This window comes from Pseudomonas sp. H2_A10, assembly GCF_054680085.1.
Window position 1 is genome coordinate 1,526,118 of the sequence record NZ_CP162821.1, and the last position, 17,002, is coordinate 1,543,119.

Here is a 17,002-nt window from a genome sequence, read left to right on the forward strand (position 1 = left end):
AGCGTGAGCTGCAAGCTCCGCGGGTATAGTTTAGTGGTAGAACCTCAGCCTTCCAAGCTGATGATGCGGGTTCGATTCCCGCTACCCGCTCCAAGTTTGCAGGTTGTGCAAGTGTTTTGCTCTTGTAGCTCAGTTGGTAGAGCACACCCTTGGTAAGGGTGAGGTCAGCGGTTCAAATCCGCTCAAGAGCTCCATATGACAAGGCAGATATGAAAATATCTGCCTTTGTTTTAACAGCTGTACCGGCTTGATGGTGTCGCACCCAGTGTTCTTGGGTGATTTCAAGTGTGTTGGTGGCGGTTGTTGTAAAGTCTTTTTCAGGTCTGCATAATGGTCGGCCTGATTTTGTTTTAGGTCAGTAGCTCAATTGGCAGAGCGACGGTCTCCAAAACCGTAGGTTGGGGGTTCGATTCCCTCCTGACCTGCCAGATTCACGTGGTGTGTCTGGCTTTCTTTTCACAGGATCTTCATAGATGACTCCTAAGGCTGAAGCTCAAAGCTCTCGTTTCGATCTGGTCAAGTGGCTCGCTGTAGTTGTCTTGGTGGTCGTAGGCGTTGTTGGCAATCAGTACTATTCTGCTTCGCCGATCCTGTACCGTGTGCTCGCTTTGCTTGCTCTTGCTGCTGTGGCTGCCTTTGTGGGCCTGCAGACTGCTAAGGGGAAGTCTTTCGCGGTCCTGGTGAAGGAAGCTCGCACCGAGATCCGTAAAGTCGTTTGGCCGACTCGCCAAGAAACCACGCAGACCACGTTGATCGTTGTGGCTGTTGTTCTGGTTATGGCGTTGCTGTTGTGGGGGCTTGATTCCCTGCTCGGCTGGCTTGTTTCCTTGATTGTTGGCTAAGGGTGTCCCGTGGCTAAGCGTTGGTACGTTGTGCATGCTTACTCGGGTTACGAGAAGCATGTCATGCGCTCGTTGCTAGAGCGCGTAAAGCTGGCAGGCATGGAAGATGGCTTCGGCGAAATTCTGGTTCCCACTGAAGAAGTGGTTGAAATGCGGAATGGCCAGAAGCGCAAGAGTGAGCGCAAGTTCTTCCCTGGCTATGTGTTGGTACAGATGGACATGAACGAAGGTACTTGGCACTTGGTCAAGGATACCCCTCGTGTCATGGGCTTCATCGGTGGTACTGCCGATAAGCCTGCTCCTATCACCGACAAAGAGGCGGAAGCAATTCTGCGTCGTGTTGCTGATGGTAGCGACAAGCCTAAGCCGAAGACGCTTTTCGAGCCGGGTGAGGTTGTTCGTGTCACAGATGGTCCGTTCGCAGATTTCAACGGTACTGTCGAAGAAGTTAACTACGAGAAGAGCCGGATCCAAGTGGCAGTGCTCATTTTCGGTCGCTCTACTCCGGTAGAGTTGGAGTTCAGTCAGGTCGAAAAGGTCTAGCTGAGCAAGCATCCCAACCCCGCAGCTTAGGCTGTGGGGTTTTGTCGTCACTGGGATAAACGCGCAAGTAACCGGGGAGCCTTTCGAGGCGCTTGAACCCGTAATTGGAGTGCCTCATGGCCAAGAAAATTACCGCTTACATCAAGCTGCAAGTGAAGGCCGCTCAGGCCAACCCTAGCCCACCCGTCGGTCCAGCTCTGGGTCAGCACGGCGTGAACATCATGGAATTCTGCAAGGCCTTCAACGCCCGTACTCAGGGGCTTGAGCCAGGTCTGCCGACTCCAGTGATCATCACTGTATACAGCGACCGTAGCTTCACTTTCGAAACCAAGTCGACCCCGGCTTCGGTTCTGTTGAAGAAAGCTGCTGGTCTGACTAGCGGCTCCGCTCGTCCTAACACCGTTAAGGTTGGCACCGTGACTCGTGCTCAGCTGGAAGAAATCGCGAAAACCAAAAACGCGGATCTGACTGCAGCTGATATGGATGCAGCCGTGCGTACCATCGCCGGTTCTGCTCGTAGCATGGGCCTTAACGTGGAGGGTGTGTAATGGCTAAGCTGACCAAGCGCCAAAAGGCTATCGCCGGCAAAATCGAAGCGGGCAAGTCCTACAACTTTGTAGACGCTGCTGCTCTGCTGACCGAGCTGTCGACTGTCAAGTTCAGCGAGTCTGTTGACGTTGCTGTGAACCTGGGTGTTGACCCACGTAAATCCGACCAGGTCGTTCGTAGCGCTACTGTGCTGCCACACGGTACTGGTAAGACTGTACGTGTTGCTGTCTTCACCCAAGGCCCTGCAGCTGAAGCTGCTCTGGCTGCCGGCGCTGATCGCGTGGGTATGGACGACCTGGCTGCCGAAATGAAAGGCGGCGACCTGAACTATGACGTCGTTATTGCTTCCCCGGATGCAATGCGTGTTGTAGGTCAGTTGGGTCAGATCCTGGGTCCACGTGGCCTGATGCCTAACCCTAAAGTCGGCACTGTAACGCCAGACGTAGCTACCGCGGTTAAAAACGCCAAGGCTGGTCAGGTTCGTTATCGCACCGACAAAAACGGCATCATTCACACTTCCGTTGGCAAAGTCGGCTTCGATGCCGTCAAGCTGAAGGAAAACGTTGAAGCCCTGATCGCTGATCTGAAGCGTATCAAGCCTGCTTCCTCGAAAGGTATCTACGTCAAGCGCGTTACCCTGAGCACCACTATGGGCCCAGGTCTGGTCATCGACCAAGGCTCGCTGGACGTATAAGACACAAATTGGCGCAAGCGATTGCGCCGATTGGAAAAATTGGGGTCCCTGCCTGGCGGGGGCTATCCAAGACCGTAGGCGACGAAAGTCTTAAACCACAAGCCTACGCAGATGGTGCTCCCGGTTCCTTACCGAATCAGACACCAAAACGACATCCGGCTTCGGCCAGATGAAACGGTAACAAGCAGGAGTTAAACCCGTGGCAATTAATCTCGAAGACAAGAAGGCCATCGTCGCTGAAGTCAACGAGGCTGCCAAAGCTGCTCTGTCCGCTGTCGTGGCTGATGCCCGTGGTGTGACAGTAGGCGCTATGACCGGACTCCGTAAAGAGGCTCGTGAAGCTGGCGTATACGTACGTGTTGTACGTAACACCCTGCTCAAGCGCGCTGTTGCTGACACTGAATACAGTGTCCTCAACGACGTGTTCACTGGCCCGACTCTGATCGCGTTTTCCAAGGAACATCCAGGTGCTGCTGCCCGTTTGTTCAAGGAATTTGCCAAGAGTCAGGATAAGTTCGAGATCAAGGCAGCTGCGTTCGAGGGCAAGTTCCTCGCAGCTAACCAAATCGACGTACTGGCAACACTGCCGACCCGTAACGAAGCTATTTCTCAGCTGATGAGCGTGATTCAAGGCGCTACCAGCAAGTTGGCTCGTACTCTGGCCGCAGTTCGCGAGCAAAAAGAAGCTGCCGCAGCCTAAGGCTGAGCGACTTCTCTCGCGTATTTTTGTTTATTTCGATGGCCGCGTAGGCCGTCCCCCAATTCAGGAAATACAGCAATGTCTATCTCCCAAGACGATATCCTCAACGCCGTAGCTGAAATGTCGGTTCTGCAGGTTGTTGAGCTGATCAAAGCTTTCGAAGAAAAATTCGGCGTTTCCGCTGCCGCTGCTTCCGCTGGTCCAGCTGTTGCTGCTGTCGCTGCTGAAGAGCAAACCGAATTCAACGTCATGCTGCTGGAAGCTGGCGAGAAGAAAGTAAACGTGATCAAGGCAGTACGTGAGCTGACCGGTCTGGGCCTGAAAGAAGCCAAGGCTGTAGTTGACGGCGCTCCTGCCCAGGTTCTGGAAGCAGTGTCGAAAGACGCCGCTGACAAAGCCAAAGCTACTCTGGAAGAAGCAGGCGCTAAAGTCGAGCTGAAGTAAGCATCGACCTTGCGTCTCCAGCCCACGCGTTAAGCTGAAGGCTGATGGCTGGTGGCACTTGCCACCGGCCTTTTTCCGTTCTTGGTTGTCGACTCGGTCGCTACCATTAACGCGCTGTAGCCACCCGATGCGGTGGTGCAAACCATGGGGTTTGCGAGATTTTCTGGCTGCTCCCGTCGGAGGGGCCAAACAAGCAGGTGACCAAGCTGGGGAACGCTGATGGCTTACTCATATACTGAGAAAAAACGTATCCGCAAGGACTTTAGCAAGTTGCCGGACGTCATGGATGTCCCGTACCTTCTGGCTATCCAGCTGGATTCGTATCGTGAATTCTTGCAGGCGGGAGCGACCAAAGATCAGTTCCGCGACGTGGGCCTGCATGCGGCCTTCAAATCCGTTTTCCCGATCATCAGCTACTCCGGCAATGCTGCGCTGGAGTACGTCGGTTATCGCCTGGGCGAACCGGCATTTGATGTCAAAGAATGCGTATTGCGCGGTGTTACGTACGCCGTACCTTTGCGGGTAAAAGTCCGTTTGATCATTTTCGACAAAGAATCGTCGAACAAAGCGATCAAGGACATCAAAGAGCAAGAAGTCTACATGGGCGAAATCCCATTGATGACTGAGAACGGTACCTTCGTTATCAATGGTACCGAACGTGTGATCGTTTCCCAGCTGCACCGTTCGCCGGGCGTGTTCTTCGACCACGACCGCGGCAAGACGCACAGCTCCGGTAAGCTCCTGTACTCCGCGCGGATCATTCCGTACCGCGGTTCGTGGTTGGACTTCGAGTTCGATCCGAAAGACTGCGTGTTCGTGCGTATCGACCGTCGTCGCAAGCTGCCGACCTCGGTACTGCTGCGCGCGCTCGGCTATACCACTGAGCAAGTGCTGGATGCTTTCTACACCACCAACGTATTCAGCCTGAAGGATGAAACCCTCAGCCTGGAACTGATTGCATCGCGTCTGCGTGGTGAAATTGCCGTTCTGGACATCCAGGATGAAAAAGGCAAGGTCATTGTTGAGGCGGGCCGCCGTATTACTGCGCGCCACATCAACCAGATCGAAAAAGCCGGTATCAAGTCGCTGGACGTGCCTCTGGACTACGTCCTGGGTCGCACGACCGCCAAGGTCATCGTTCATCCGGCTACAGGCGAAATCCTGGCTGAGTGCAACACCGAGCTGAACACCGAGATCCTGGCGAAGATCGCCAAGGCCCAGGTTGTTCGCATCGAGACCCTGTACACCAACGATATCGACTGCGGTCCGTTCATCTCCGACACACTGAAGATCGACTCCACCAGCAACCAATTGGAAGCGCTGGTCGAGATCTATCGCATGATGCGTCCTGGTGAGCCGCCAACCAAAGACGCTGCCGAGACCCTGTTCAACAACCTGTTCTTCAGCCCTGAGCGCTACGACCTGTCTGCGGTCGGCCGGATGAAGTTCAACCGTCGTATCGGTCGCACCGAGATCGAAGGTTCGGGCGTGTTGTGCAAGGAAGACATCGTTGCGGTCCTGAAGACCCTGGTCGACATCCGTAACGGTAAAGGCATCGTCGATGACATCGACCACTTGGGTAACCGTCGTGTTCGCTGCGTAGGCGAGATGGCTGAAAACCAGTTCCGCGTTGGCCTGGTACGTGTTGAGCGTGCGGTCAAAGAGCGTCTGTCGATGGCTGAAAGCGAAGGCCTGATGCCGCAAGACCTAATCAACGCCAAGCCAGTGGCTGCGGCGGTGAAAGAGTTCTTCGGTTCCAGCCAGCTTTCCCAGTTCATGGACCAGAACAACCCGCTCTCCGAGATCACCCACAAGCGCCGTGTATCCGCACTGGGCCCGGGCGGTCTGACGCGTGAGCGTGCAGGCTTTGAAGTTCGTGACGTACACCCGACGCACTACGGTCGTGTTTGCCCGATCGAAACGCCGGAAGGTCCGAACATTGGTCTGATCAACTCCTTGGCCGCTTATGCGCGCACCAACCAGTACGGCTTCCTTGAGAGCCCGTACCGCGTGGTGAAAGACGCTCTGGTCACCGACGAGATCGTTTTCCTGTCCGCCATCGAAGAAGCTGATCACGTGATCGCTCAGGCTTCGGCCACGATGAACGACAAGAAAGTCCTGATCGACGAGCTGGTAGCTGTTCGTCACTTGAACGAGTTCACCGTCAAGGCGCCGGAAGACGTCACCTTGATGGACGTATCGCCCAAGCAGGTAGTTTCCGTTGCGGCGTCGCTGATCCCGTTCCTGGAGCACGATGACGCCAACCGTGCGTTGATGGGTTCCAACATGCAGCGTCAAGCTGTACCGACCCTGCGCGCTGACAAGCCGCTGGTAGGTACCGGCATGGAGCGTAACGTAGCCCGTGACTCCGGCGTTTGCGTCGTGGCTCGTCGTGGCGGCGTGATCGACTCCGTTGATGCAAGCCGTATCGTGGTTCGTGTTGCGGATGATGAAGTTGAAACTGGCGAAGCCGGTGTCGACATCTACAACCTCACCAAATACACCCGCTCGAACCAGAACACCTGCATCAACCAGCGTCCGCTGGTGAGCAAGGGTGATCGCGTCCAGCGTAGCGACATCATGGCCGACGGCCCGTCCACCGATATGGGTGAGCTGGCACTGGGTCAGAACATGCGCATCGCGTTCATGGCATGGAACGGCTTCAACTTCGAAGACTCCATCTGCCTGTCCGAGCGTGTCGTTCAAGAAGACCGCTTCACCACGATCCACATTCAGGAACTGACCTGTGTGGCACGTGACACCAAGCTTGGGCCTGAGGAAATCACTGCAGACATCCCGAACGTGGGTGAAGCTGCACTGAACAAGCTGGATGAAGCCGGTATCGTTTATGTAGGTGCTGAAGTTGGCGCTGGCGACATCCTGGTCGGTAAGGTCACTCCGAAAGGCGAGACCCAACTGACTCCGGAAGAGAAGCTGCTGCGTGCCATCTTCGGTGAAAAAGCCAGCGACGTTAAAGACACTTCCCTGCGTGTACCTACCGGTACCAAGGGTACTGTCATCGACGTACAGGTCTTCACTCGTGACGGCGTTGAGCGTGATGCTCGCGCACTGTCCATCGAGAAGACTCAGCTCGACGAGATCCGTAAGGACCTGAACGAAGAGTTCCGTATCGTTGAAGGCGCGACCTTCGAACGTCTGCGCTCCGCTCTGGTAGGCCACAAGGCCGAAGGCGGCGCAGGTCTGAAGAAAGGTCAAGACATCACCGACGAAATCCTCGACGGTCTTGAACACGGCCAGTGGTTCAAACTGCGCATGGCTGAAGATGCTCTTAACGAGCAGCTCGAGAAGGCTCAGGCTTACATCGTTGATCGTCGCCGTCTGCTGGACGACAAGTTCGAAGACAAGAAGCGCAAACTGCAGCAGGGCGATGACCTGGCTCCAGGCGTGCTGAAAATCGTCAAGGTTTACCTGGCAATCCGTCGCCGCATTCAGCCGGGCGACAAGATGGCCGGTCGTCACGGTAACAAAGGTGTGGTCTCCGTGATCATGCCGGTTGAAGACATGCCGCACGATGCCAATGGCACCCCGGTCGATGTGGTCCTCAACCCGTTGGGCGTACCTTCGCGTATGAACGTTGGTCAGATCCTTGAAACCCACCTGGGCCTCGCGGCCAAAGGTCTGGGCGAAAAGATCAACCGCATGATCGAAGAGCAGCGCAAGGTCGCAGACCTGCGCAAGTTCCTGCACGAGATCTACAACGAGATCGGCGGTCGCAACGAAGAGCTGGACACCTTCTCCGATCAGGAAATCCTGGATCTGGCGAAGAACCTGCGCGGCGGCGTTCCAATGGCTACCCCGGTATTCGACGGTGCCAAGGAAAGCGAAATCAAGGCCATGCTGAAGCTGGCAGACCTGCCGGAAAGCGGCCAGATGCAGCTGTTCGACGGCCGCACCGGCAACAAGTTCGAGCGCCCGGTTACTGTTGGCTACATGTACATGCTGAAGCTGAACCACTTGGTAGACGACAAGATGCACGCTCGTTCTACCGGTTCGTACAGCCTGGTTACCCAGCAGCCGCTGGGTGGTAAGGCTCAGTTCGGTGGTCAGCGTTTCGGGGAGATGGAGGTCTGGGCACTGGAAGCATACGGTGCTGCATACACTCTGCAAGAAATGCTCACAGTGAAGTCGGACGATGTGAACGGTCGTACCAAGATGTACAAAAACATCGTGGACGGCGATCACCGTATGGAGCCGGGCATGCCCGAGTCCTTCAACGTGTTGATCAAAGAAATTCGTTCCCTCGGCATCGATATCGATCTGGAAACCGAATAACACGTGACGCGAATCGAGAGCGAGGCAGTGATGCCCGCTCTCTGCTCCGCCAGGAGGAAAGGCCTTGAAAGACCTACTGAATTTGCTGAAAAACCAGGGTCAAGTCGAAGAGTTCGACGCCATCCGTATTGGGTTGGCATCGCCTGAGATGATCCGTTCGTGGTCGTTCGGTGAAGTTAAAAAGCCGGAAACGATCAACTACCGTACGTTCAAACCTGAACGTGACGGCCTGTTCTGCGCCAAGATCTTTGGCCCGGTAAAGGATTACGAGTGCCTGTGCGGTAAGTACAAGCGCTTGAAGCACCGTGGTGTGATCTGCGAGAAGTGCGGCGTTGAAGTCGCCTTGGCCAAGGTTCGTCGTGAGCGCATGGCGCACATCGAACTGGCTTCGCCAGTTGCCCACATCTGGTTCCTGAAATCGCTGCCGTCCCGTATCGGCCTGCTGATGGACATGACCCTGCGTGATATCGAGCGCGTTCTCTACTTCGAGAGCTACGTCGTTATCGATCCAGGCATGACCACCCTTGAAAAAGGTCAGCTGCTGAACGACGAGCAGTATTTTGAGGCGCTGGAAGAGTTCGGTGACGATTTCGATGCCCGCATGGGTGCCGAAGCTGTCCGTGAACTGCTGCACGCTATCGACCTGGAGCACGAGATTGGCCGTCTGCGCGAAGAAATTCCGCAAACCAACTCCGAAACCAAGATCAAGAAACTGTCCAAGCGTCTGAAGTTGATGGAAGCCTTCCAGGGTTCCGGCAACCTGCCAGAGTGGATGGTGCTGACCGTTCTGCCGGTTCTGCCGCCAGACCTGCGTCCGCTGGTGCCGTTGGACGGTGGTCGTTTTGCGACGTCCGACCTCAACGACCTGTACCGCCGCGTGATCAACCGTAACAACCGCTTGAAGCGCCTGCTCGATCTGTCCGCTCCGGACATCATCGTGCGCAACGAAAAGCGTATGTTGCAAGAAGCGGTCGACGCCCTGCTCGACAACGGTCGTCGTGGCCGCGCTATCACCGGTTCCAACAAGCGTCCTCTGAAATCCCTGGCTGACATGATCAAGGGTAAGCAAGGTCGTTTCCGTCAGAACCTGCTCGGTAAGCGTGTTGACTACTCCGGTCGTTCGGTAATTACCGTAGGCCCGACCCTGCGTCTGCACCAGTGCGGTCTGCCTAAGAAGATGGCACTCGAGCTGTTCAAGCCGTTCATCTTCGGCAAGCTGGAAATGCGCGGTCTCGCGACCACTATCAAAGCGGCCAAGAAAATGGTCGAGCGCGAACTGCCAGAGGTTTGGGACGTTCTCGCTGAAGTAATCCGCGAACACCCGGTCCTCCTCAACCGTGCACCGACCCTTCACCGTCTGGGTATCCAGGCGTTTGAACCGGTTCTGATCGAAGGTAAGGCTATCCAGCTGCACCCTCTGGTCTGCGCCGCGTACAACGCCGACTTCGACGGCGACCAAATGGCCGTGCACGTACCGCTGACACTGGAAGCCCAGTTGGAAGCGCGTGCGTTGATGATGTCGACCAACAACATTCTGTCGCCAGCCAACGGTGAGCCAATCATCGTTCCGTCGCAGGACGTTGTATTGGGTCTGTACTACATGACCCGCGAAGCGATCAACGCCAAAGGCGAAGGTCGAGTATTCGCTGACCTGCAGGAAGTTGACCGTGTGTTCCGTGCCGGCGAAGCCGCACTGCACGCCAAGGTCAAAGTTCGGATCAACGAAACCGTCAACGACCGTGACGGCGGCAGCGTGAGCAACACCCGTATCGTCGACACTACTGTCGGCCGTGCGCTGTTGTACCAAGTTGTGCCAAAAGGTCTGTCGTACGACGTCGTCAACTTGCCGATGAAGAAAAAGGCGATCTCCAAGCTGATCAACCAGTGCTACCGCGTGGTTGGTTTGAAAGAGACCGTGATCTTCGCTGACCAGTTGATGTACACCGGTTTTGCTTACTCGACTATTTCCGGCGTTTCCATCGGCGTTAACGACTTCGTTATCCCGGATGAAAAAGCTCGCATCATCGCGGCTGCTACCGATGAAGTGAAAGAGATCGAAAGCCAGTACGCCTCGGGCCTGGTAACACAGGGCGAGAAGTACAACAAAGTGATCGACCTTTGGTCCAAGGCCAACGACGAAGTCTCCAAGGCGATGATGGCCAACCTCTCGAAAGAGAAGGTTATCGACCGTCACGGCGACGAAGTTGACCAGGAATCCTTCAACTCGATGTACATGATGGCCGACTCGGGCGCACGGGGTTCTGCTGCGCAGATCCGTCAGCTCGCCGGTATGCGTGGCCTGATGGCCAAGCCGGACGGTTCCATCATCGAGACGCCGATTACCGCGAACTTCCGTGAAGGTTTGAGCGTACTCCAATACTTCATCTCGACTCACGGTGCTCGTAAAGGTCTGGCGGATACCGCGTTGAAAACCGCTAACTCCGGTTACCTGACTCGTCGTCTGGTAGACGTTGCACAAGACTTGGTAGTAACCGAGATCGATTGTGGTACCGAGCACGGCCTGCTGATGACTCCGCACATTGAAGGCGGTGACGTTGTAGAGCCGCTGGGTGAGCGCGTATTGGGTCGTGTTATTGCCCGTGACGTATTCAAGCCAGGTACCGAGGAAGTTATCGTTCCTGCCGGCACTCTGGTCGACGAGAAGTGGGTCGAGTTCATCGAGCTCAACAGCATCGACGAAGTGATCGTTCGCTCGCCGATCAGCTGTGAAACCCGCTACGGCATCTGCGCCAAGTGCTACGGCCGTGATTTGGCTCGTGGTCACCAGGTGAACATCGGTGAAGCGGTCGGCGTTATTGCCGCACAGTCCATCGGTGAGCCGGGTACCCAGCTGACCATGCGTACGTTCCACATCGGTGGTGCGGCCAGCCGGACCTCCGCAGCCGACAGCGTTCAGGTGAAGAATGGCGGTACCGTCCGTCTGCACAACCTGAAGCACGTTGAGCGAGTGGATGGCCACTTGGTTGCTGTTTCCCGTTCGGGTGAGCTGGCCATCGCTGATGACTACGGTCGTGAGCGTGAGCGCTACAAGCTGCCGTACGGTGCTGTGATTTCGGTTAAAGAAGGTGACAAGGTCGACGCTGGCGCAATCGTGGCCAAGTGGGATCCGCACACTCACCCAATCGTTACCGAAATGAAAGGTACCGTGACCTACGTGGGCATGGAAGAAGGCATCACGATCAAGCGTCAGACTGACGAATTGACCGGTATGACCAACATTGAAGTACTCGACGCCAAAGATCGTCCAGCTGCCGGTAAAGACATTCGTCCTGCCGTGAAGATGGTCGATGACAACGGCAAGGATCTGTTGCTGCCAGGCACTGACGTAATCGCTCAGTACTTCCTGCCAGCCAACGCCCTGGTCGGTGTAGCGGACGGTGCGAAGATCGCGATCGGTGACGTTATCGCGCGTATCCCGCAAGAAACTTCGAAGACCCGTGACATCACCGGTGGTCTGCCGCGTGTTGCCGACTTGTTCGAAGCTCGTCGTCCGAAAGAAGCGTCGATTCTGGCTGAAGTCAGCGGCACCATCGCGTTTGGTAAAGAGACTAAAGGCAAGCGCCGTCTGGTCATTACCCCGAACGACGGTAGCGATCCGTATGAAGAGCTGATTCCGAAGTGGCGTCACCTGAACGTGTTCGAAGGCGAACAGGTAAACCGCGGCGAAGTTATCTCCGACGGCCCAAGCGATCCACACGACATTCTGCGTCTGCTGGGTGTGAGTGCGCTGGCCAAGTACATCGTTAACGAGATCCAGGACGTTTACCGTCTGCAAGGCGTGAAGATCAACGACAAGCACATCGAGACCATTCTGCGTCAGATGCTGCGTAAAGTTGAAATCGCTGAATCCGGCGATTCCAGTTTCATCAAGGGCGACCAGATGGAACTGACTCACGTACTGGTAGAAAACGAGCGCCTGGCGAACGAAGAGAAATTTGTCTCCAAGTTCACTCGCGTGCTGCTGGGTATCACCAAGGCGTCGTTGTCCACTGAGTCGTTCATCTCGGCGACCTCCTTCCAGGAGACCACTCGCGTACTGACCGAAGCAGCGGTAACCGGCAAGCGCGATTACCTGCGCGGCCTGAAAGAAAACGTGGTTGTGGGTCGTCTGATCCCAGCCGGTACCGGTTTGGCTTACCACAGCGAGCGTAAGCGCCGCCGTGATGCGGACAAGCCGCTGCGCGTGAGCGCCAGTGAAGTGGAAGCTGCACTGACCGAAGCGCTGAACTCAAGCGGTAACTGAGTTCTGCGATAGATGAGTCTGGGCCCTGGCAGCCCCATTCGTCGGATCGAGGCATTTTTGCCCCGATTCGACGAGAGGGGAGGTCGGGGCCTTGCCTTGACTGGGGGCAAGATCCTCTTTAGACTCTTGTACCCCTAAATTTGGCGGGAATTCGTTCCTGCCATTTTGCTTTTCTTGCAAGACAATAGCGTCGCAAGACAACAGTGGAGCTAGTAGATGGCAACTATCAACCAGCTGGTACGTCAGCCGCGTAAGCGTATCGTCGAGAAATCCGACGTGCCTGCGCTGCAGAACTGCCCGCAACGTCGTGGCGTATGCACTCGTGTGTATACCACCACGCCGAAAAAACCTAACTCGGCACTGCGTAAAGTATGCCGTGTGCGCCTGACCAACGGTTTCGAGGTTTCCTCGTACATCGGTGGTGAAGGTCACAACCTGCAAGAGCACAGCGTGGTACTGATCCGCGGCGGTCGTGTAAAAGACTTGCCAGGTGTTCGTTACCACACCGTACGCGGTTCCTTGGATACTTCCGGCGTTAAAGGTCGTAACCAGGGTCGTTCGAAGTACGGTACCAAGAAGCCTAAGTAGTAGCGGCTTTTTGTAAAACTGAATCATCTTATTTTCTGAGTCGATAAGAGTAAGGTCGGAGGCGTCCCGCAAGGGCACCGATTCCGAACGAACCTGAAGACCGTTTGAGGGCTTATCCATGCCAAGAAGACGCGTAGCAGCCAAGCGCGAAGTGCTTGACGATCCAAAATACGGAAGCCAAATCCTGGCCAAGTTCATGAACCACGTGATGGAAAGCGGCAAGAAAGCCGTTGCCGAGCGTATCGTTTATGGCGCGCTGGAAAAGGTTAAAGAACGCAAGAACAGCGACCCCCTGGAAATCTTCGAGAAAGCTCTCGACGCCATCGCTCCGCTGGTCGAAGTGAAGTCGCGCCGTGTAGGCGGTGCTACTTACCAGGTTCCGGTTGAAGTTCGTCCGTCCCGTCGTAACGCTCTGGCAATGCGCTGGTTGGTAGACTTCGCCCGTAAGCGCGGCGAGAAGTCTATGGCTCTGCGTTTGGCTGGCGAACTGTTGGACGCTGCTGAAGGTAAAGGTGCTGCTGTTAAGAAGCGTGAAGACGTGCACCGTATGGCTGAAGCTAACAAAGCTTTCTCGCACTACCGCTTCTAATCTTAGCTTCACTAATTTTGCGAGGGCTTTATGGCTCGTACTACTCCGATTAGCCGCTACCGTAACATCGGTATCGTTGCTCACGTGGATGCTGGTAAAACCACCACCACTGAGCGCGTACTGTTTTACACCGGCAAAAGTCACAAAATGGGCGAGGTGCATGACGGCGCCGCGACCACAGACTGGATGGTTCAGGAGCAGGAGCGTGGTATTACCATTACTTCTGCTGCTATTACCGCCTTCTGGAAAGGTTCCGAGAAGCAGTACAAAGACGAGCATCGCTTCAACGTAATCGATACCCCGGGCCACGTAGACTTCACCATTGAAGTTGAGCGTTCTCTGCGCGTACTCGACGGCGCTGTCGTTGTGTTCTGCGGTACCTCGGGTGTTGAGCCTCAGTCGGAAACCGTATGGCGTCAAGCCAACAAATACGGCGTTCCACGTCTTGTTTACGTAAACAAGATGGACCGTGCTGGTGCCAACTTCCTGCGCGTGATCGGTCAGATCAAGCAGCGTCTGGGTCACACTCCGGTGCCAATCCAATTGGCGATCGGTTCCGAAGACAACTTCCAGGGTCAGATCGATCTGATCAACATGGAAGCTGTTTACTGGAACGACTCCGACAAAGGTATGGTTCCTGTTCGTAAGCCTATCCCTGCAGAGTTGCAGGAGCTGGCTGACGAGTGGCGTAACAACATGGTTGAGGCTGCTGCCGAAGCCAGCGAAGAGCTGATGAACAAGTACCTCGAAGGTGAAGAACTCACCAACGTGGAAATCAAGGCCGCTCTGCGTCAGCGTACTATTGCTGGCGAAATCGTCTTGGCTGTTTGCGGTTCTTCCTTCAAGAACAAGGGCGTTCCCCTGGTTCTTGACGCCGTTATCGACTACTTGCCTGCTCCAACCGACATTCCTGCTATCAAGGGTTCCAACCCTGATAACGAGGAAGAAGAGATGGAGCGTCACGCCGATGATAGCGAGCCGTTCTCGGCTCTGGCGTTCAAGATCGCTACCGACCCATTCGTGGGTACTTTGACCTTCGTCCGCGTTTACTCGGGCGTGTTGGCCTCCGGCGACGGCGTGATCAACTCGGTTAAAGGCAAGAAAGAGCGTGTGGGTCGTATGGTGCAAATGCACGCAAACGCCCGCGAGGAGATCAAGGAAGTACGCGCTGGTGACATCGCGGCCCTGATCGGCATGAAGGACGTCACCACTGGTGAGACTTTGTGCGACGCTGCCAAGCCAATCATCCTGGTTCGCATGGACTTCCCGGAGCCGGTTATTTCGGTTGCCGTAGAGCCTAAGACCAAGGATGACCAGGAAAAAATGGGTATCGCTCTGGGCAAGCTTGCTCAGGAAGATCCATCTTTCCGTGTCAAGACTGATGAAGAGACTGGTCAAACGATCATCTCCGGCATGGGCGAGCTGCACCTGGACATCCTGGTTGACCGGATGCGCCGTGAGTTCAACGTCGAAGCCAACATCGGTAAGCCTCAGGTTTCCTATCGTGAGCGCATCACGAAGAACTGTGAAATCGAAGGCAAGTTCGTTCGTCAGTCCGGCGGTCGTGGTCAGTTCGGTCACTGCTGGATCCGTTTTGCTCCTGCTGACGAAGGTCAGGAAGGTCTGCAATTCGTGAACGAAGTAGTGGGTGGTGTTGTTCCTAAGGAATACATCCCTGCTATCCAGAAGGGTATCGAAGAGCAGATGAAGAACGGTGTTGTTGCCGGCTATCCGCTGATCGGCCTGAAAGCAACCGTTTTTGACGGTTCTTACCACGACGTCGACTCCAACGAGATGGCGTTCAAGGTGGCTGCTTCCATGGCAACCAAGCAACTGGCCCAGAAGGGCGGTGGTGAGTTGCTTGAGCCAATCATGGCGGTAGAAGTTGTTACACCTGAAGACTATATGGGTGATGTCATGGGCGACCTTAACCGTCGTCGCGGCATGATCTTGGGTATGGAAGACACGGTTTCCGGCAAAGTGATTCGCGCCGAGGTTCCGTTGGGTGAGATGTTCGGTTATGCGACCGACGTTCGCTCCATGTCCCAGGGGCGCGCAAGCTACTCTATGGAATTCAAAAAATACAACACAGCTCCGGCGCACATCGCTGAAACTGTATCCAAAAAACAAGGCTGATTCAGTCCTTTAGGCAAGGAGTTAATTGTCGTGGCTAAAGAAAAATTTGATCGTTCCCTACCGCACGTCAACGTTGGCACCATCGGTCACGTTGACCACGGTAAAACCACTCTGACTGCTGCTCTGACTCGCGTTTGCTCCGAAGTATTCGGTTCTGCAATCGTTGATTTCGATAAAATCGACAGCGCACCAGAAGAAAAAGCTCGTGGTATCACCATCAACACCGCGCACGTTGAATACAACTCGCTGATCCGTCACTACGCTCACGTTGACTGCCCAGGTCACGCTGACTATGTGAAGAACATGATCACCGGTGCTGCCCAGATGGACGGCGCGATCCTGGTTTGCTCGGCCGCTGATGGTCCGATGCCACAAACCCGTGAGCACATCCTGCTGTCCCGTCAGGTAGGTGTTCCGTACATCGTGGTTTACCTGAACAAGGCTGACCTGGTAGACGACGCTGAGCTGCTGGAACTGGTTGAGATGGAAGTGCGCGATCTGCTGAGCACTTACGACTTCCCAGGCGACGACACTCCGATCATCATCGGTTCTGCTCGTATGGCTCTGGAAGGCAAAGATGACAACGAAATGGGCACCACGTCCGTTCGTAAACTGGTTGAAACTCTGGACAGCTACATCCCAGACCCAGTTCGTGTTATCGACAAGCCGTTCCTGATGCCAATCGAAGACGTATTCTCGATCTCTGGTCGCGGTACTGTTGTGACTGGTCGTATCGAGCGCGGTATCGTTAAGGTTCAAGATCCACTGGAAATCGTTGGTCTGCGTGACACTACCGTCACCACCTGCACCGGTGTTGAAATGTTCCGTAAGCTGCTCGACGAAGGTCGTGCTGGCGAGAACTGCGGCGTTCTGCTGCGTGGTACCAAGCGTGACGACGTTGAGCGTGGCCAGGTTCTGGTTAAGCCAGGTTCGGTTAAGCCGCACACCAAGTTCGAAGCTGAAGTGTACGTGCTGAGCAAAGAAGAAGGCGGTCGTCACACTCCGTTCTTCAAAGGCTACCGTCCACAGTTCTACTTCCGTACTACTGACGTGACTGGCAACTGCGAACTGCCGGAAGGCGTTGAGATGGTAATGCCGGGCGACAACATCAAAATGGTTGTTACCTTGATCAAAACCATCGCAATGGAAGACGGTCTGCGTTTCGCTATTCGCGAAGGCGGCCGTACCGTTGGTGCTGGCGTTGTAGCTAAAATCATCGAGTAATTATCTCTTTCGAGATAGCTCTTGGTTTTGAGAAGGCCCCCGCTTAGCGGGGGCCTTTTTTATTGGGTTGACACCTATCTGGGGCGTCTATAGAATTGCGCCTCCTTTTAACGGGCGTATTGCGCTCGCTGGGAAT

General features: G+C 55.2%; 12 protein-coding genes and 3 tRNA genes. All 15 read left to right on the top strand.

The window, feature by feature from the left end:
- Nucleotides 1-19: 19 nt before the first annotated feature.
- The 15 genes from AB4O23_RS06985 to tuf all read left to right on the top strand — a co-directional run bounded on the left by AB4O23_RS06985 (nucleotide 20) and on the right by tuf (nucleotide 16,866).
- Nucleotides 20-93, top strand: a tRNA-Gly gene (locus AB4O23_RS06985).
- Between the two features lie 25 nt (nucleotides 94-118).
- Nucleotides 119-194: transfer RNA gene (locus tag AB4O23_RS06990), tRNA-Thr, on the top strand.
- Nucleotides 195-352: 158 nt separating this feature from the next.
- Nucleotides 353-428 (top strand) — tRNA-Trp (locus tag AB4O23_RS06995).
- 45 nt (nucleotides 429-473) lie between these two features.
- Nucleotides 474-842 (top strand): preprotein translocase subunit SecE, encoded by a 369-nt coding sequence (secE, locus tag AB4O23_RS07000; RefSeq protein ID WP_016969478.1) that lies wholly within the window; start codon nucleotides 474-476, stop codon nucleotides 840-842.
- 9 nt (nucleotides 843-851) lie between these two features.
- On the top strand, nucleotides 852-1,385 hold the full coding sequence (nusG, locus tag AB4O23_RS07005; protein ID WP_003176436.1) for a transcription termination/antitermination protein NusG: 534 nt from the start codon (nucleotides 852-854) through the stop codon (nucleotides 1,383-1,385).
- A 116-nt stretch (nucleotides 1,386-1,501) separates the two neighbouring features.
- Nucleotides 1,502-1,933, top strand: a complete 432-nt coding sequence (gene rplK / locus AB4O23_RS07010) for a 50S ribosomal protein L11 (protein WP_003176435.1) — start codon at nucleotides 1,502-1,504, stop codon at nucleotides 1,931-1,933.
- Entirely contained in the window at nucleotides 1,933-2,628 is a 696-nt protein-coding gene (rplA, locus tag AB4O23_RS07015; protein WP_003176434.1) for a 50S ribosomal protein L1, read from the top strand. Before rplK ends, rplA begins: the two co-directional genes overlap by 1 nt.
- Before the next feature lie 199 nt (nucleotides 2,629-2,827).
- Nucleotides 2,828-3,328 (top strand): 50S ribosomal protein L10, encoded by a 501-nt coding sequence (gene rplJ / locus AB4O23_RS07020; protein WP_010174464.1) that lies wholly within the window; start codon nucleotides 2,828-2,830, stop codon nucleotides 3,326-3,328.
- Between the two features lie 78 nt (nucleotides 3,329-3,406).
- Complete coding sequence (gene rplL, locus AB4O23_RS07025; RefSeq protein WP_003176432.1) at nucleotides 3,407-3,772, top strand: 50S ribosomal protein L7/L12; 366 nt, start codon at nucleotides 3,407-3,409, stop codon at nucleotides 3,770-3,772.
- 219 nt (nucleotides 3,773-3,991) lie between these two features.
- Entirely contained in the window at nucleotides 3,992-8,065 is a 4,074-nt protein-coding gene (gene rpoB / locus AB4O23_RS07030; protein WP_460062706.1) for a DNA-directed RNA polymerase subunit beta, read from the top strand.
- Nucleotides 8,066-8,129: 64 nt separating this feature from the next.
- Entirely contained in the window at nucleotides 8,130-12,329 is a 4,200-nt protein-coding gene (gene rpoC, locus AB4O23_RS07035; RefSeq protein WP_460105797.1) for a DNA-directed RNA polymerase subunit beta', read from the top strand.
- Nucleotides 12,330-12,545: 216 nt separating this feature from the next.
- A complete protein-coding gene (gene rpsL / locus AB4O23_RS07040; protein ID WP_002555494.1) occupies nucleotides 12,546-12,917 on the top strand; it encodes a 30S ribosomal protein S12 in 372 nt (123 codons plus the stop codon).
- A gap of 118 nt (nucleotides 12,918-13,035) precedes the next feature.
- Nucleotides 13,036-13,506, top strand: a complete 471-nt coding sequence (rpsG, locus tag AB4O23_RS07045; protein WP_002555493.1) for a 30S ribosomal protein S7 — start codon at nucleotides 13,036-13,038, stop codon at nucleotides 13,504-13,506.
- A 30-nt stretch (nucleotides 13,507-13,536) separates the two neighbouring features.
- The gene (fusA, locus tag AB4O23_RS07050) at nucleotides 13,537-15,642 is read left to right on the top strand and encodes an elongation factor G (RefSeq protein ID WP_017525957.1); all 2,106 of its coding nucleotides are present in this window, start codon (nucleotides 13,537-13,539) and stop codon (nucleotides 15,640-15,642) included.
- A 30-nt stretch (nucleotides 15,643-15,672) separates the two neighbouring features.
- Nucleotides 15,673-16,866 (top strand): elongation factor Tu, encoded by a 1,194-nt coding sequence (gene tuf, locus AB4O23_RS07055; protein ID WP_003176426.1) that lies wholly within the window; start codon nucleotides 15,673-15,675, stop codon nucleotides 16,864-16,866.
- The last annotated feature ends 136 nt before the right edge of the window (nucleotides 16,867-17,002 follow it).